13 protein-coding genes are annotated in these 17,676 nt (G+C 66.5%); 8 read left to right on the top strand and 5 right to left on the bottom strand.

Annotated elements, in window-relative coordinates; translation table 11 throughout:
* Positions 1–5: 5 nt before the first annotated feature.
* From queF to IFT54_RS17055, 3 genes are all read left to right on the top strand, one after another.
* Positions 6–464: a preQ(1) synthase gene (gene queF / locus IFT54_RS17065; protein ID WP_031440073.1), complete on the top strand. Its 459-nt coding sequence runs from the start codon at positions 6–8 to the stop codon at positions 462–464.
* A 152-nt stretch (positions 465–616) separates the two neighbouring features.
* Entirely contained in the window at positions 617–2,887 is a 2,271-nt protein-coding gene (locus IFT54_RS17060; protein ID WP_056408880.1) for a glycosyltransferase family 4 protein, read from the top strand.
* A 52-nt stretch (positions 2,888–2,939) separates the two neighbouring features.
* Positions 2,940–4,223: a glycoside hydrolase family 130 protein gene (locus tag IFT54_RS17055; RefSeq protein WP_192071487.1), complete on the top strand. Its 1,284-nt coding sequence runs from the start codon at positions 2,940–2,942 to the stop codon at positions 4,221–4,223.
* A gap of 215 nt (positions 4,224–4,438) precedes the next feature.
* On the opposite strand, the gene IFT54_RS17050 is transcribed toward IFT54_RS17055, so the two are convergent.
* Positions 4,439–6,412, bottom strand: a complete 1,974-nt coding sequence (locus tag IFT54_RS17050) for an OPT family oligopeptide transporter (RefSeq protein WP_244649148.1) — start codon at positions 6,410–6,412, stop codon at positions 4,439–4,441.
* 137 nt (positions 6,413–6,549) lie between these two features.
* Positions 6,550–7,791: an N-acetylmuramoyl-L-alanine amidase family protein gene (locus IFT54_RS17045; protein ID WP_244649147.1), complete on the bottom strand. Its 1,242-nt coding sequence runs from the start codon at positions 7,789–7,791 to the stop codon at positions 6,550–6,552.
* A 555-nt stretch (positions 7,792–8,346) separates the two neighbouring features.
* Here IFT54_RS17045 and IFT54_RS17040 point away from each other — a divergent pair.
* The 5 genes from IFT54_RS17040 (at position 8,347) to IFT54_RS17020 (ending at position 15,438) form a co-directional block, all read left to right on the top strand.
* Positions 8,347–11,313: an Rne/Rng family ribonuclease gene (locus IFT54_RS17040; protein ID WP_244649145.1), complete on the top strand. Its 2,967-nt coding sequence runs from the start codon at positions 8,347–8,349 to the stop codon at positions 11,311–11,313.
* Between the two features lie 190 nt (positions 11,314–11,503).
* On the top strand, positions 11,504–12,859 hold the full coding sequence (locus IFT54_RS17035) for a M48 family metalloprotease (RefSeq protein ID WP_192071486.1): 1,356 nt from the start codon (positions 11,504–11,506) through the stop codon (positions 12,857–12,859).
* Complete coding sequence (locus tag IFT54_RS17030; protein WP_192071485.1) at positions 12,856–13,566, top strand: DsbA family protein; 711 nt, start codon at positions 12,856–12,858, stop codon at positions 13,564–13,566. The genes IFT54_RS17035 and IFT54_RS17030 overlap by 4 nt, the downstream gene beginning before the upstream one ends.
* Positions 13,567–13,735: 169 nt before the next feature.
* Positions 13,736–14,665: an ABC transporter ATP-binding protein gene (locus IFT54_RS17025; protein ID WP_192071484.1), complete on the top strand. Its 930-nt coding sequence runs from the start codon at positions 13,736–13,738 to the stop codon at positions 14,663–14,665.
* Complete coding sequence (locus IFT54_RS17020) at positions 14,662–15,438, top strand: ABC transporter permease (RefSeq protein ID WP_031394470.1); 777 nt, start codon at positions 14,662–14,664, stop codon at positions 15,436–15,438. Before IFT54_RS17025 ends, IFT54_RS17020 begins: the two co-directional genes overlap by 4 nt.
* Here the strand turns inward: IFT54_RS17020 and IFT54_RS17015 are convergent.
* From IFT54_RS17015 to IFT54_RS17005, 3 genes are all read right to left on the bottom strand, one after another.
* Positions 15,435–16,025 (bottom strand): CPBP family intramembrane glutamic endopeptidase, encoded by a 591-nt coding sequence (locus IFT54_RS17015; protein WP_192071483.1) that lies wholly within the window; start codon positions 16,023–16,025, stop codon positions 15,435–15,437. The two genes, IFT54_RS17020 and IFT54_RS17015, sit on opposite strands and share 4 nt — an antisense overlap.
* A gap of 130 nt (positions 16,026–16,155) precedes the next feature.
* Positions 16,156–16,977 carry a 2,3,4,5-tetrahydropyridine-2,6-dicarboxylate N-succinyltransferase gene (gene dapD / locus IFT54_RS17010; protein ID WP_037529708.1) on the bottom strand — a complete coding sequence of 274 codons (822 nt, stop codon included), beginning with the start codon at positions 16,975–16,977 and terminating at the stop codon, positions 16,156–16,158.
* Entirely contained in the window at positions 16,974–17,639 is a 666-nt protein-coding gene (locus tag IFT54_RS17005; RefSeq protein ID WP_031393493.1) for a pyrimidine 5'-nucleotidase, read from the bottom strand. Before IFT54_RS17005 ends, dapD begins: the two co-directional genes overlap by 4 nt.
* Between the last annotated feature and the right edge of the window lie 37 nt (positions 17,640–17,676).

The following is a 17,676-nucleotide window of genomic DNA, read 5'->3' as shown; positions in this document are numbered from 1 at the left end:
GGACCATGACCGCTCCTACAAACCCGTTATATCTGGGCCAGAACAGCGCCCTCCCCGCCTCGCCCGAAGAGGCCGTGCTCGATTACGTGCCCAACCCGCGCGTCGGCCGGACCTATCTGGTGCGGTTTGCCGCCCCCGAATTCACCTCGCTCTGTCCGGTCACCGGCCAGCCCGATTTCGCGCATCTCGTCATCGACTATGTTCCCGGCGAGACCATCGTCGAATCCAAGTCGCTCAAGCTGTTCCTCGGCAGCTTTCGCAACCATGCCGGCTTCCATGAGGACTGCACGGTCGGCATCGGCGAGCGGCTGTTCGACGAAATGAAGCCGGTCTGGCTGCGGATCGGCGGCTATTGGTATCCTCGCGGCGGGATCCCGATCGACGTCTTCTGGCAGTCTTCGGCGCCCCCCGCCGATCTGTGGCTGCCCGATCAGGGCGTCGCCCCGTATCGCGGGCGTGGCTGACGCCGTCACCGCATGCAGCAAGATTGATAAAGTTTAACATCAAAGCGTGTGTTGCAGTGCAATATTAATGCAACTTTCATACCTTGTCAGCCGTTGGGGGTGAGCGCGATGCCGGGTTAGCCTGTTATGCGCGCTCAGACAAAGGACAGGGTATGGCGTTACCGGCGGACGGGACCAAGATCACGCGGCTGGCACTCATTGGCAATTTTTTGCCGAGGCGGTGCGGTATCGCGACATATACGACGGATGTGTTCACCGCGATGCGGGCGCGCTTTCCCGAGGTCGCGGTCGACGTCTATGCGATGGATGATCATCCTGGCCTGTACGAGTATCCGCCGGAAGTCGTTGGAACGATCCCCGAAACTGACCTGACCGCCTATCTGGATGCCGCGCGCAAGATTGATGCGAGCGGCGCCCAGGCAATCTGGGTTCAGCACGAATACGGCATCTACGGTGGCCCGGCCGGGGACTATCTGCTCGCGCTGCTCGACCGCACGACGCTGCCGGTCGTCGTTGCGTTGCACACGATCCTCGAACGTCCCAATCCCGACGAACGCCGCGTCATGGAGGGCCTGTTGCGCCGTGCCGCGCGCGTCATCGTGATGGCGGAGCGTGGCCGCGACATCCTCCAGCGCGTTTATGGCGCCAGCCCGCGGCAGATCGTGATGATCCCGCACGGCGTGCCCGATCGCGACCTCGTCGAACCCGACACGCTGAAGGCGCAATTCGGCTGGGAAGGCCGCAAGGTCGTGCTGACCTTCGGGCTCCTCGCACCGAACAAGGGTATCGAAACAGTGATCGAAGCGCTGCCCGCGGTCATCGAACGTCATCCCAATCTTCTTTACGTCGTGCTCGGCGCGACGCACCCCAATCTCGTCGCGCATCAGGGCGAGGCGTATCGTGATCGTCTCAAGGCGCTGACCGAAGCCCGTGGCGTGGCGGGCAATGTCGCCTTCATCGACGCGTTCGTCGAACATGACGAGTTGCTGAGCTATCTGCAGGCGGCAGATATCTATGTGACGCCCTACACCAACCCGGCGCAGATCACCTCGGGCACGCTCAGCTACGCCATCGGCGTCGGCAAGCCTGTCATCTCGACCCCGTACGTCCATGCGACCGAGATCCTCGCCGATGGGCATGGCGTCCTTGTCCCGTTCGGTGATGTCGCTGCCTTTGCGCGCGAAATCGACATGCTGCTGTCGAGCGATCGTGACCGTCATCGCCTGGCGGAACGCGCCTATGCGCGTGGTCGTACGATGATCTGGCCACAGCTTGCCGAAACATCGATGGCAGAGATCCGCGCGGTGGTCGCGGCACGCCCTTTTCGTCTGGCCAAGCCTTCGCCCCCGTTGAAGCCGCTTGCGCCTGACTTCGCGGCCGTCGAACGGATGAGTGATTCGACGGGCATGCTCCAGCATTCGATCTACTCAATCCCCGATCGCCGGCATGGCTATTGCATCGACGACAATTGCCGTGCGCTCATGCTGATGAGTGCGATGCCGGACATGGATGAGGTCCAGCGTGACAAGTGGACGACGATCTATGCGTCGTTCGTACAATATGCCTGGAACCCCGACGAGCGTCGCTTCCGCAACTTCATGAGCTTCGACCGAACTTGGTGCGAGGATGTCGGGTCCGAGGATTCGAACGGTCGCACCGTCTGGGCGCTCGGCATCACCGCACGCGATGCACAGCTGGCCAAGCATCGCGACTGGGCGACGGCAATGTATGACTCGACCGCATCCTGTGCACTCGAGCTCGGCAGCCTGCGCGCTCAGGCCTTTGCGATGCTCGGCGCGGCGGCGATGCTCGAGGCCAGCCCCGGGCATCAGCTCTCGCTGTCGATCCTGGCAAAGTTCCCCGATGTCCATCTGGCACTGCTCGAGAAGACGCGGCGTCCCGAGTGGCAGTGGTTCGAGATCGTCCTCGCCTATGACAATGCGCGCCTGCCACAGGCGCTCATCCGTGCGGGCCAGGCGCTCGGCCGCCAGGACCTGATCGATTGCGGTCTGGCGACACTCGAATGGATCGTCGCCAAGCAGACCTCGCCCGAGGGTCGCTTCCGTGCGGTTGGCACGGAAAGCTTCGGACGCTCCTATGAGGATCCGCTGCAGTTCGACCAACAGCCGCTGGAGGCACAGGCCACCGTCGATGCCTGCATGGCGGCGTTCGAGGCGACGGGCGACCTGCGCTGGCGTGACGAGGCCGAACGCGCCTATCGCTGGTTCCTGGGCGGTAATGACCTCAATCTGCCGCTCGCGAGCATCGCCGATGGTGGCTGTTTCGATGGATTGATGCCGACGGGATTGAACCGCAACCAGGGTGCAGAGTCGATTTTGGCGCTGCAATTGGCCAATTGTGCGATTTCGGGGGTATCAAACGCAGCCCAAAGCGTGGCAGGAGCCTCGCGCGTCGTCGCATAGCCTCGCTAGCGTCGGCGTCCCAAGGTGGAACGGCACGCGAGGCATAAGCACGATGGACCTGTTTACCCACCAGCTGCGGTTGCACGCCGACCCGTCACGGGTCGTCGTCCGGCCCTTTCATATCGCCTGGGCCGGCAATGCCGGTGCGCCCAGTCGTACCGAGCGACTGGTCGGCGAAGTCCTCGAAATGACGAGCGCCGAGGCGCGGATCCAGCTCGAGGTGGTGCTGAAGGATTTCGAGGCGCGGCACTGGCAGACGCGGCGCGTGTTCATGACACGCTACGACCAGATCGAGGACATGCTCGGGCTCAACGGCGCGGATATCGGCGACGAGAAGCGCCAGCTGATCGGCGCCTATTTCTGCCATGAATACAGCTATGCCGCCGCCGCGCTGATGAACCCCAGCGCGGTGCCGCATTTCGACCAGTCGGGGATGCCGCCGGGCAGCCTGCGCATCCTGATGTCGATGCGCGCGGTCGGCGAAGGTCACATCTCGTCGGTCGCCTTCCGCGAAGGAATCATCACCGACCAGAATCTGATGAAGCTGGCGCCCGAGCCGCCCTTCGCGACCGCGACCGACGCGGTCGGCAGCGGCGAGGACGAGATGCCGCAGGGCCCCGTCACCGTCTATCGCCACCGCGACAGCACGCTCAGCGGCACCGTGATCTTCCCGATCACCCAGGCGCAGTCGAAGGGGCTAGAGGATCTGCGCATCGTCCGCTTCCAGCATGACAATGGCGACTATGAATGGATCGGCACCTACACCGCCTATAACGGCTCGGTTATCCAGTCCGAACTGATGCGGACGCGCGATTTCCGTGCGTTCGATCTCGTCCCGATGACTGGCCCCGCCGCGCGCAACAAGGGCATGGCGCTGTTCCCGCGCAAGGTGAACGGCCAGTATATGATGATCGGCCGGCAGGATGGCGAAAACCTGTTCCTGCTGAAGTCGGACACGCTGACCGACTGGGACGACGGCGAGAAGATCCTGACCCCGCTCTATCCGTGGGAGCTCGTCCAGATCGGCAATTGCGGCCCGCCGATCGAGCTCGACGAGGGCTGGTTGCTGCTCACGCACGGCGTCGGCGCGATGCGCAAATATTCGATCGGTGCAGTGCTGCTCGACAAGGACGGCCCGTCAAAAGTGATCGGCCGCACGCAGCATCCGATCCTAGCCGCCAAGGATCAGGACCGCGAGGGCTATGTCCCAAACGTCGTCTACAGCTGCGGCGCGCTGCGCCACGGCGATGCGCTGTTCCTGCCTTACGGCATCGCGGACAGCTCGATCGGCTTCGCCTTCGTGAAGATCACGGACATGCTCGCTGCGATGAGGTGAGGCTACCCCGCACCCCAACCACCACCCCGGCGAAGGCCGGGGCCCAGTTGGGGGACGGTAGTAACGACTAACGGCCCTCCGTTACGTCGACCTCCCCAACTGGGCCCCGGCCTCCGCCGGGGTGGTGCTAAATACCTCGGCGCACTCGTGTATCCTGTTCTCCCGCGAAGGCGGGAGCCCAGTCTGGGTCCCCGCCTTCGCGGGGAAACGGCGTCCTACCGCGATGCCGCCATCGTTCGCCGGTACATCACCCAGGTTAGCAGTGCGAACAGCAGGGTCCCGCCGACCAGCGCGATGGGCACGAACGCCTCCCCGACCAGCGCCAGCGGCGTCTCCTGGTTGGTGAGATAGACGATCCCGGCAAACCCCACGCCCCACAGCGACTCGCCGACGATCATCCCCGTCGCGGTCAACACGCCCATCCGCCTGGCAAGCTCGGGATCGCGCGCGCGGTCGGCCCAGCGGTCATAGGCATAGCCGACCACCGCGCCGATCGTGACCGGCAACGTCACCGCCATCGGCAGATACACGCCCAGCCCGACGCCCAGCGGCGGCAACCGCAGCTTGCCCGCCTTGCCCAACAGTTCGTCGAGCGCGATCACCGCGACACCGGTCATTGCGCCATAGCCGATCATCGCCCAGTTGAGATTGCCCCCCAGCACGCCCTTGGCGAGCGCCGAGATCAGCGCCGCCTGCGGTGCCGCCAGCGCATTGGGCCCAGCCCCCGGCGCGCCGGCAAAGCCGAGCGTGCTGCCGAGCAGGTTGAGCACCGGCGGCACGACGATCGACCCGAACACCACGCCGATCAGCAGCGCGACCTGCTGCTTCCACGGCGTCGCGCCGACCAGCTGCCCGGTCTTCAGGTCCTGGAGATTGTCGTTCGAGATCGTCGCGATGCCGAAGACCACGCCCGTCACGATCAGGCCGTAGGCGACCAGCGCCTGCGTCGTCCCCGGCTCGACCGCACGACCGAACCACGCCACCAGCAGGATCGATGCGGCGAGGATGGCGAGGATGCCGATGCCCGACACGGGAGAATTCGACGCGCCGATCAGCCCCGCCATGTACCCGCACACCGCCGCGATCACGAGGCCAATGACCAGGATGAACGCGAGACTCCCCGCGATCAGCCCGACCGCCGACGCCTCGAGCGGCCCGCCCTGGAGGACCGTCCACAGCAGGATCCCGATCGGGACGAGCATCGCCAGCGACGCGATCCCGACGATCCCGATCGGGATGTCGCGCTCCTCGAGTGCCAGCACTTCGCCGCCGCGCTTGGCTGCCGACGCCGCCAGCGCCGATCGCACGCCGCCGACCACGGGTCCTGCGATCTTGAGCAAGGTCCAGATCGCCGCGACGCCGATCACGCCCGCACCGAAGAACCGCACGTCCGACCGGAACACGGTCGTCGCGATCACCTCCGCGGTGCCGGTCACGCTCCCCGCCGAGGTCAGGATCGGCAGCAGGATCCACCAGCCGATCACCACGCCCGTAAACATTGCCATGCCGACCGAGATCCCGACCAGATGCCCCGCGCCCAGCAGCGCGAACGACAGCCCGCCCGAAATTCCGGTCGCACCTGCGCCGACGCGGAACCACGTCGCGGCCTCGGCAGCGACCAGCTTGGTCTGCGTCAGGATCGCGAACCCGGCCGACACCAGCGCGTTGACGACGATGATGCCGAGCCCGCGCGCACTCTCCTCGCCGCCCTCACGACTGCCCGCGCCAACCTTGAGCACTTCGGCGGCGGCGCGGCCCTCCGGATAGGGCAGCACCGTGTCGACGACGAGTGCACGGCGCAGCGGGACCGAGAACAGCACGCCGAGCACGCCGCCGAACATCGTGATCGCCGCGGTGGTGAAGAACGGGAACCCCTGCCACCAGCCGATCATGACGAGGCCGGGCAACACGAAGATGATCGCCGCGAGCGTGCCCGCGGCGGACGCGATCGTCTGGACGATGTTGTTCTCGAGGATCGTCGAATCCTTGAACAGCCGCAGCACGGCCATCGAGATCACCGCGGCGGGGATCGACGTCGCGAAGGTCAGCCCGATCTTCAAACCCAGATAAACGTTCGCCGCGGTGAACAGCAGCGTGATGATCGCGCCGAGCACGACCCCGCGAAAGGTAAGCTCGCGCATGCTCGTCTCGGGCCCGGTCTCGGATACGCCCCGCGTCGCGTCGGTCATCAGATCGTCCTAACCAGAAACACGTGCCCCGGCGGGGGCCGAAGCCCAGTCGGAACGTCCTCCAACCGGGCCTCGGCCTCCGCCGGGGTCCTAGCCGTCAGGATGCCGCGCTCTTGCCGTGAGCGCAACCGGCCGGATCAGCGCGCCACCATCCGCCGCGCGAAATGCACCGTGACCGCGCGCGTCACGCTCTCCGCGATCCGCTGCCGTCCCTCGTCGCTGTCGAGAAACGCCGCGTCCTGCGGGTTCGAAATATAGCCCGTCTCGAACAGGATAGAGGGCATGTCGGGCGCCTTGAGCACCATCAGCGACGCCATGCGGTGGAAATTCGGCTTGAGCGGCATCAACGGCTTGGCCTCGCGTCCCAGCAACCGCGCGAACGTGGCCGACGCGTTCATCGTCTCGCGCTGCGTCAGGTCGATCAGGATCGACGACACGTCGGCCGGCGCCTCGCCGAGATTCACCCCGGAGATCACATCCGCCTTGTTCTCCCGCGCGGCTAGCCGCGCCGCCTCCTTGTCGGACGCCACCTCGGACAGCGTATAGGCAGTCGCGCCGCTCGCGCCTTCGGATCCGGTACTGTCGCAGTGGACCGAGATGAACAGGTCTCCCTTCAACCGTCGTGCGACGCCGTACCGCTCGCGCAGCACGAGGAACCGGTCGTCGCTCCGCGTCAGCGCGACGCGCACCCGGCCCGAAGCGAGCAGCGCGTCACGGATCGCCTTGGCGACCTTGAGGGTCACGTCCTTCTCGCGCAGCCCGTCGGGGCCGATCGCACCGGGATCGACACCGCCATGTCCGGCATCGATCACCACCAGCGGCCGCATGTCGTCGCCCTCGACCCGCGGCAGCGCGATCCCGCGCGCGCGCGGCGGCACCGGGATCGACACCTTGTACCGCGGCGCCGGACGCGCGGCGAAGTTGAACGGGAAGAAATTCAGCGGACCGGCGATACTGGCCTGCGCAAAGGTCGCATCGTCGACGCGGCGCAAGGCCAGCGTCAGTTCGCGCCCCTGCGAATCGAACCCGCCATCGGCCACGATCACCGGCTCGGACAGGTCGAACAGCATTCTCAGCCCGGACCCGCCATGCCGGCGCTGCGTGATGCGGGTCACGAAGCCGCCCGGCTTCGCGGTTCCGCCGGGCGTCGCGTTCGCGATATCGACCGCGATCTGCCGTTGTCCGGTCAGGATCTGGCTCGCGCCGCTGCCGACCGGTGCATCGAAGCGGATCACGATCTGCGTTCGGCCGATCGCGATGCTCTGTACGGACGCCGCCAGCGCCGGAACGCCGGACAGCCAGCCGAGCAGCAGGGCGATGATCGCAACCATCCTGCGTCCATGCCGTGCGACCGCGCTGCCGGTCCAGCGAAAAGCCATTCTACACTCCCTGGATCGGTCGAGCCCGACCGAAACGAGACGCCTACGCCACGCCCCCGCAAGAGGATCTTGCGGAGCAGGGTTAATAGCCTGTTTGCCTTGGTTTTCCCATATCCGTGGCTGCCGGCGCGGCTGCCGGACAGATCGCCGCGCGGAAATACAGCGTGTGAAAATGCCGGGTTTCAAGGCTTCGGACGGCCCCGCGCCGGGCCAGTTGCGGGATCTGCAATGCGGTGCTAGTCCTGCCGTGCACCCGTGCGTCGCTAGAGTTTGCCAGCGACGCGCCGGTCTCAACGCCCGCCTTCGGATCCTCGACGGCGCGGCAATTTCAGGTTGACGCTCGAATGACGCATTCCCCCCGCCCCGCTCACCGATCGGCCTTCGCCGACGGGATCGCGGTCGTGCGGGCGCCGCAGGGTGAGCTCCCGCGGCATGCGCGTCGAGCAGAGGCAGTTTCGCATACCTTCCGCGAGTCAGGGCGTCCGTGTCCGACCGCACCACCATCAAGCGCGCGACGGCTGCCATCAGGCCCGGCGCGCGCGCGGAGAATCTATTATGACAACGCGTATGCTGATCGACGCACGCCACCGGGAAGAAACCCGGATCGCCGTCGTCAAGGGTAACCGGATCGAGGAATTCGATTTCGAAAGTGCCGAGCGCAAGCAGCTCAAGGGTAACATCTACCTCGCCAAGGTCACGCGGGTCGAACCGTCGCTCCAGGCGGCGTTCATCGATTACGGCGGCAATCGCCACGGCTTCCTCGCGTTCAGCGAGATCCACCCCGATTACTACCAGATCCCCAAGGAAGACCGCGACGCGCTGCTCCGCGAAGAGGCCGAGCATGCCGCCGAGGAGGCCGCGCTGCGCGCCGACTATGACGCGGACGACGAAGAGGGTGACGACGAGGACGATATCGAGCGCTTCGAGGACGATGGCGGGGTAGATCCCGACGTCGCCGAGGAGCTCGAAGGCGGCGAAGAGACCGGCGAGGCCCCGCGTCGCAAGCGCAAGCCGAACGGCGACGAGGCCGCGGTCGAGGATCTGCGCGAGCGTCGCATGAACCTGCGCCGCCGCTACAAGATCCAGGACGTGATCCATCGCCGTCAGGTGCTGCTCGTGCAGGTCGTCAAGGAAGAGCGCGGCAACAAGGGCGCAGCCCTGACCACGTACCTGTCGCTGGCGGGCCGCTACTGCGTGCTGATGCCCAATACCAGCCACGGCGGCGGCATCTCGCGCAAGATCAGCAACGCGGGCGATCGCAAGCGCCTGAAGTCGATCATGGCCGACATGCAGCTGCCGCCGTCGATGGGTTGCATCGTCCGCACCGCGGGGCTGCAGCGCAGCAAGGTCGAGATCAAGCGCGACTTCGATTACCTCGCCCGCCTGTGGGACGGGATCCGCGAAGCCACGCTGAAGGCGTCGGCACCCGCGCTCGTCTACGGCGACAGCGACCTGATCAAGCGCGCGATCCGCGACATCTACAACAAGGAAATCGAAGAGGTCATCGTCGAGGGCGAGGACGGCTATCGCCAGGCGCGCGAGTTCATGCGCCTGCTGATGCCCACGCACGCCCGGCGCATCAAGCATTACGCCGACCCCGTGCCGCTGTTCCAGCGCGCGGGCGTCGAGGACCAGCTGTCGGCGATGTACCATCCGGTCGTCCAGCTGAAGTCGGGCGGCTATCTGGTCATCAACCCGACCGAGGCGCTTGTCTCGATCGACATCAACTCGGGCCGCTCGACGCGCGAACACAGCATCGAGCAGACCGCGACCGCGACCAACCTCGAGGCCGCACAGGAAATCGGCCGCCAGCTGCGCCTGCGCGACATGGCCGGGCTCGTCGTCATCGACTTCATCGACATGGATAACAATTCCAATGTCCGTAAGGTCGAGAAGGCGATGAAGGAGGCGCTGAAGAACGATCGTGCGCGCATCCAGATCGGCCGCATCTCGTCGTTCGGCCTCATGGAAATGAGCCGCCAGCGGCTGCGCACCGGCGTGCTCGAAGCGTCGACCCGCGCCTGTCCGCATTGCGAGGGCACCGGGCTTGTCCGCACCGCATCGTCGTCGGGCATCTCCGCGCTCCGCCTCATCGAGGACGAGGCCGCGCGCGGTCGCGGCTCGTTGCTGACGCTGCGCGCGAGCCAGGAGGCGGCGGTCTACATCCTCAACCGCAAGCGTGCGGACATTGCCGAGATCGAGGATCGCTACGGCGTGATCGTCGAGATCATCCCCGGCCAGGACGAGGAAGGCGCGCACATGACGGTCGAGGCCAGCGGCCCGCCGCCCGCGCATCCGCCGAAGTTCGTCCAGATCATCGAAGAGGACGAGGACGATCTTCCCGAGGAGATCGAGGACGAGATCGAGGAGGACGAGGTCGAAGAGGCCGAGGCCGAGGCCGAACAGCCGCGTCGTCGCGAGGGGGGCCGCGAAGGTGGTCGTGAGCAGACCGCGCCACGTGAGGGCCGCGATGCCGATGGCGAGGGCGGCAAGAAGCGCCGCCGCCGCCGCGGTCGTCGGGGCCGGGCACGTCCGGGTGAGGACGGCGCCGTCGGTGGTGCGAGCGAGGATGGCGCGTTCGAGGACGTCGACACCAATGTCGAGGAGATCGACGAGGGCGTCGGCGAGATCGTCGAAGTCGGCGGTGGCGAGGAGATCGAAGGTACGACTCCGGCCGAACATGCCAACGGCGTCGAAGGCGAAGGCCGTCGTCGTCGCGGACGTCGCGGACGTCGCGGTGGTCGGCGTAACGAGCAGGGCGGCGAGCAGACCGGCGCCGAGACGGGCGAGTCGATTGCCGTCAGCAGCATCGACACCGCGGCACTGATCGCCGAGGCACCCGAGCCGGAAGCGTTTGCGCCGGTCGAGACGTCCGAGGCCGAGCCGGTGTTCGAGGAGGCGCCGTCCGCGCCGGTCGCCGAGGCTCCCAAGATGCGTCGTCGCCCGCGCGCCCGCGCGGCCGCCGCGACGATCAACGCTGACCCGGTCGCCGAAACGGCGCCCAAGTCGCGTCGGGATCGCAAGCCGCGTCCTGTCGAGACGGCCAACGAGACGACCCTGGCACCAGAACCGGTCGTATCCGAAGTGCCCGTCACGCCCGAGCCGCAGGAACAGGCCGCTCCCGATCCGGTTGCGGCAGAGCCGGCGCGCAAGCCTGCACGGCGCCGTCGCGAGGCGGTTGCCGATGCGACGATGGACGAGGTCGGCGCCACGCCGGCCGAGACGCTGGAGGCGTCCGCACCGAAGCCCAAGCGCGCCCGTCGCAAGGCGAGCGATACGGTGGTCGAGCCCGCAGCCGTCGAGGAGGCCCCTGCCAAGGTCGCCAAGCCGCGCGGTCGGCCGCGCAAGGCCGCGGTGATCGAGGCCGGCGACGCCGCCCCGACCAGCGAGGTGCTCGCCGCGCCGGTCGAGACCACGCCACCGCAGGTCGAGGTCCAGCCGCAGGACGCCGACGCGCCGGGCACGAACGACGACCCCGACGGCGCGCCGCGCCGTGGCTGGTGGCAGCGCACCTTCGGCTGACGCCGGAGCATAGCCGGTGAGACGGGCGCGATCGAAAGGTCGCGCCCGTTTTCATTTCGGCGCGCTCGGACCCGTTGCCCCGCGGTTCGCGGCTTGGGCCGGGTCCTATGTTCGCCATCGGGGGTCGGCGCCGTGCACCTCGTCGTCCCCGCCATTGCTCCCCCGCCGATGATCGACGATACTGCGCGATATGAAGCGCTTCGTCGCGGCCCTGACCGCTACCCTCCTGCTCTGGGCGCAACCCGCGCAGGCGCAGTCGATCCTCCGCGATGCGGAAACCGAAACGATGTTCGCCGAAATGTCCGGCCCGTTGATCACCGCGGCGGGCCTGTCGCCGCGCGACGTCAAGGTCGTGCTGATCAACGACGATTCGATCAACGCGTTCGTCGCGGGCGGCCAGACCGTCTATGTCCATTCGGGCCTGCTGCAGGCGGCAGACAATGCGAACGAAGTTCAGGGCGTGATCGCGCACGAACTCGGTCACATCGCCGACGGCCATGTCGTGCTCTCCGATCGCGGGACCAAACCCGCGATGGGCATGTACCTGCTCTCGATGGTGCTAGGGCTCGCGGCGATGGCGGCGGGCAGCGGCGAGGCGGGCGCGGGGATCATGGCGGCCGGACAACAGGCCGCGATGGGCAATTACCTGGCGTTCAGCCGCACGCAGGAATCCACTGCGGATGCGAGCGGCGCCAAATATCTGCGGGAGGCCAACGTCACGGGCCGCGGCATGCTGAGCTTTTTCAAGAAGCTGCAGCAGCAGGAATATCGCTTCGGCACCGCCAATATCGACCCGTTCATGCAGTCGCATCCGCTGTCGGGCGAGCGCGTCTCGGCGCTGACAGCGGATCTCCAGGCGTCGCCCGCCTGGGCTAACAGGCCCGATGCTGCGCTCGAGGAACGTTTCCGCCGCGTGAAGGCCAAGCTTGCCGGCTATGTCCTGCCCGCGCCGCGCACGCTGCAAAGCTATCCGCCGAGCGACCAGTCGATCTACGCGCATTACGCCCGGGCCTATGCCTATCATAAATCGGGCTATCCCGACAAAGCCGATGCTGAGGCGGACGCGCTGGTGAAGGCCAAGCCCGACGATCCCTATTTCCTCGAGATCAAGGGCCAGATCCTGCTCGAGGCGGGCAGGCCGGTCGAGTCGCTCGTCCCGTTGCGCGAGGCGACCGAGGGTTCGCGCAACAACCCGCTGATCGCCACGACGTTCGGCCACGCGCTGATCGCGACCGAGAACAAGGCGAATTATCCCGAGGCGACGAAGGTCCTGCGCACCGCGGTCGGCCGCGACGATCAGAATCCGTTCGCCTGGATGCAGCTCGGCACCGTCTACGAGCTGACCGGCGATACCGCGCGCGCTGCGCTCGCCACCGCCGAGCGCGCGAGCATGGGCGGCGACATGCGGACCGCATCGGCCAGCGCGCGCTATGCGCTTGCCAACATCCCCGCCAACACCCCCGACTGGATCCGCGCGCAGGATATCGCAATGGCCGCGCAGAACGAGATGGACGACAATCCCAAGCAGTATAAGCGGCGCCGATGAACAAGATGATGTTGCCCGCCATCGCGGCGGTCGGGGCGGTCCTGGGCGGATTCGCGGTGTGGGGCTATGATCGCCAGGGCGGTGGCGTCGAGCGCGCACAGGTCGAGGCGATCGTCCACGACTACATGCTCGCGCATCCCGAGATCCTGCCCGAAGCGATGGAGAAACTGCGCGACCGCGAGTCGGGCAAGACGGTCGCTGCCAACCGCGATGCGATCGTCACGCCGTTCGGCAGCGCCTGGGCGGGCAACCCCAAGGGCGACGTCACGCTCGTCGAATATTTCGATTATAATTGCGGGTATTGCCGCGCGAGCCTGCCGATGATCGCAAAGCTGATCGCCGCAGACCCCAAGATCCGCGTCGTCTTCCGCGAATTGCCGATCCTCAGCGCAGAAAGCCGCGTCGCTGCCCGCGCGAGCCTCGCGGCCGCCCAACAGGGCAAGTTCGCAGCCTTCCACGACGCGCTCTACGCCGGCGGCCCGGTCAGCGACGCGACGATCGCGGCGGCGGCGGCGAAGGCCGGGGTCGACATCAATCCGGCAGGCTTCACCAAGACCGCCGATGCCGAGATCGGCAAGAACATGGAAACCGCGGCCAAGCTCGGCATGACGGGCACGCCGAGCTGGGTGGTCGGCGACCGCATCCTGTCCGGCGCGCTGCCGCTCGAGGACCTGCAAAAGGCGGTCGCCGCCGCCCGCGCCGGATAAGCCGACCTCGCAAACCCCCATTTCGTCATCCCCGAGGAGGCGGGGACCCATATTGGCGAACGCCCGAGTCTATGGATCCCCGCCTCCGCGGGGATGACGATGGGGTCGCGTCAGGCCTTACTTTCACACCCCACCGCCCCCATCTTCCCCTCACTTAAAAGGGGCCCCAATGACCGAACCGATCCTGTCCGTTGCGGGCGTCACGAAGACCTACAAAAGCGGTACCACCGCACTCCACCCCGTCGATCTGGACATCCGCAAGGGCGAGATCTTCGCGCTGCTCGGGCCCAATGGTGCGGGCAAGACCACGCTGATCAGCATCATCTGCGGGATCGTCACGCCCAGCGCAGGAACGATTACCGTCGCGGGCTTCGACGCGATCCACGACTATAAGCAGGCGCGCAGCCGCATTGGTCTGGTCCCGCAGGAGCTGAACGTCGACATGTTCGAGACGGTGCTCGCCACCGTCACCTTCAGCCGCCGCCTGTTCGGTCGCTCGGGCCACAGCGCCCATATCGAACAGGTGCTGCGTGACCTGTCGCTTTGGGACAAGCGCCATGCGAAGATCATGGAATTGTCGGGCGGGATGAAGCGCCGTGTCCTGATCGCCAAGGCGTTGAGCCACGAGCCCGAGATCCTGTTCCTCGACGAACCCACCGCGGGTGTCGACGTCGCGTTGCGCCGCGACATGTGGAAGCTCGTCCACCGCCTGCGCGAGGGTGGCACGACGATCATCCTGACGACGCATTATATCGAGGAGGCCGAGGAGATGGCCGACCGCGTCGGCGTGATCAACAAGGGCAAGCTGCTGCTCGTCGACGACAAGGCATCGCTGATGAAACAGCTCGGCAAGCGCGAACTCGATCTGGCGTTGCAGGAGCCGATGACCGCGATCCCGCCCGAGCTTGCCGAATGGGACGTGTCGCTGCAGGACGACGGCAAGCGCCTGCGCTATGTGTTCGACGCACAGGCGGACCATACCGGCATCCCCTCGCTCCTGCGCAAGCTCGCCGAACTCGGCATCGGCTTCAAGGATCTCGAAACCAGCAAGTCGAGCCTCGAGGACATCTTCGTCGATCTCGTCGGAGAGCGCGCATGAACACCCCCTTCCTCAACTGGCACGGCGTCTGGGCGATCTATCGCTTCGAAATGGCGCGGGCCTTGCGCACTTTGTGGCAGAGCCTCGTCACCCCCGTCCTCACGACCTCGCTCTATTTCATCGTCTTCGGCGGCGCGATCGGCAGCCGGATGCAGGAGGTCGGCGGCGTCGGCTATGGCAGCTTCATCGTCCCCGGCCTGATCATGCTGTCGCTGCTGACGCAGAGCATCGCGAACGCATCGATCGGGATTTACTTCCCCAAATTCACCGGCACCATCTACGAACTGCTCTCCGCGCCCGTGTCCGCGATGGAGATGGTGATCGGCTATGTCGGGGCGGCGACCACCAAGTCGGTGATCATCGGCCTGATCATCCTGGCGACCGCCGCCTGTTTCGTGCCGCTGCATATCGCGCATCCGTTCGCGATGTTCGCCTTCCTGATCCTGACGGCCGTCGCGTTCAGCCTGTTCGGCTTCATCATCGGCGTCTGGGCGAACGGCTTCGAACAGCTGAACTTCGTCCCCGCGCTGCTGATCACGCCACTGACGTTTCTCGGTGGCGCCTTCTACTCGATCGACATGCTGCCCCAGCCCTGGCGCACGCTCAGCCTGGCCAACCCGGTCGTCTATCTGATCAGCGGGTTTCGCTGGAGCTTCTTCGGGCAAGGTGATGTCGCGGTCGGCATCAGCCTCGCGGTGACCGCGGCGTTCCTCGTCGCCTGCCTCGTCGTGATCGCGTTGATCTTCAAGACCGGCTGGCGGATGAAGAACTAGGCGCGCCACGCCCCGCGCGCCATCGGCCGCACGACCAGCGCGTTGACGTCGATCGCTATGTGAAACGCGATCGCCATCCACACGCTGTTCGTGAGGCCGTAGAGCACGGACAGCGCCACGCCCGACAGCGTGGTCGCGACGACGCCGCGCCACCCCTGATAGCGATGCACCCCGCCGAAGCAGAGGGCGGCGATGACCGTCCCCACCAGCGCGCTGCCGGACACCAGCGCGATCAGCAGCGGCAGGAACAAGCGGAAGAACAGCTCTTCGCTGATCCCGGCACTGATCGCGAGGGCGATGGCCGGGAGAATGTCCTCCCGCGCTTTCGGCAAAACGTCCGGGAAGGTGCCGATCTGAAACGCGCGCCGGCCGCTTCGCCACAAGGCATGCGTGATCGCCGCGTTCGCGAGCGTGCCGAGCGCCATGCCGAGGATCAGTGGCGCGATCGGCAGGCGCGGCCAGTCGTCCGGCACCAGCGCGATCGCCGCCGGCTGCGCCGCCGCGAGCGGATTTTGGCCGAGCAGTACGAGGCCAATCAGAGCGGGCAGACCGAACGACACCGCCAACCCGACCGCCCAGGCCGTCATACGCTTTGCAGGGCCGCGCCCTGATCGTGTTGGCAGGCGAGCGCGGAACGTCCGCCCCCGCCACAGGATCGCCAATACGTAGACGGCGACGATCGCGAACAGTGTCTGCGCGACCATCACTGCGGCCGGATTAGTCGCGCAACAGGTCGTTGATGCTCGTCTTCGACCGCGTCTGGGCGTCGACGCGCTTGACGATTACGGCGCAGTAAAGCGCGGGCTTGCCGTCCCCGCCTCCGATCGAACCCGGCACGACGACCGCGTAAGGCGGCACTTCGCCCTTGAAGACCTCGCCGGTCGCGCGGTCGATGATCTTGGTCGACGCGCCCAGATACACGCCCATCGACAGCACCGCGCCCTCGCCGACGCGGACGCCCTCGGCGACCTCGGCACGCGCGCCGATGAATGCGCCGTCGCCGATGATCACGGGGTCCGCCTGAAGCGGCTCGAGCACGCCGCCGATGCCCGCGCCGCCCGACAGATGGACGTTCTTGCCGATCTGCGCGCAGGATCCGACGGTCGCCCAGGCGTCGACCATCGTGCCCTCACCGACATAGGCGCCGATATTGACGAAGCTCGGCATCAGGATCGCGCCCTTGGCGATGAAGCTGCCGCGGCGCGCGACCGCACCGGGAACGACGCGGATGCCGGCCGCGCGGAACTCCGCCTCGCCCCAGCCCGCGAACTTCGACGGCACCTTGTCGAACGCGGGTGCGCCGCCCGATCCGCCGTCGATCACGACATTATCGTTGAGGCGGAACGACAGCAGCACGGCCTTCTTCAGCCACTGGTTGACCTGCCACCCGTCACCGGCGGGCTCCGCGACCCGCGCGGTGCCTGCATCGAGCATCGCCAGCGCGCTGTCGACCGCATCGCGGATCTCGCCCTTCGTCTCCAGACCGAGATTTGCCCGGTCGTCCCAGGCGGCGTCGATGATCGTCTGCAGGTTGCTCATGATGTCTCCAGGATGGTTTCCAGCCACGGCGCGAGCACCGGGATGGTGAAATCAATATGGTCGCGTTCCGCGCCCGGCGACTGTTCCGACCCGTTGTCGACCCACACCGTCGTCATGCCGATCGCCTTGGCCGGCAGCAGATTACGAACCATGTCGTCGACGAACAGCGATTGCGCGGGGTCGATGTCGAACGCGGTACAAAAGCCTGCATAGGCCGATGCATGCGGCTTGGGCATCAGGTCCATCGCATGGATGTCGTGGATCGCCTCGAAACTCGCGCCAAGCCCGAGACGGTCGAGGATCTTAAGCGCATAGGGCGTGTCGCCGTTGGTGAAGATCAGCTTGCGCCCGGGCAGCTTGGCGATCGCCGCGACCAGCGGCGCATCATGCTCCAGCACGTCCATCTCGATGTCATGGACATGCGCGAGGAACGCGTGCGGATCGACGTGATGCTCGGTCATCAACCCCGACAGCGTCGTGCCGTGATTGTGGAAATAGCCCTTCTGCACGCGCCGCGCCTCGTCATGCTCGAGCCCGAGCAGGTCCTGGATGAACCCGGTCATCCGTGCGTCGACCTGCGAAAACAGATCGGCGCTCGCCGGATACAGCGTGTTGTCCAGATCGAAGATCCAGTTGCGGACATGGTCAAGTCGGGCAAGCATCGGAGCGAACCTCTAGGCACCGCGGCGCGCAGGGACA

The sequence above is a fragment of the Sphingomonas sp. CFBP 13714 genome (assembly GCF_014842205.1).
Lineage (GTDB): Bacteria > Pseudomonadota > Alphaproteobacteria > Sphingomonadales > Sphingomonadaceae > Sphingomonas > Sphingomonas aerolata.
The sequence above is the reverse complement of the archived record's forward strand: the minus strand, read 5'-3'. Positions and strand labels throughout refer to the sequence as shown.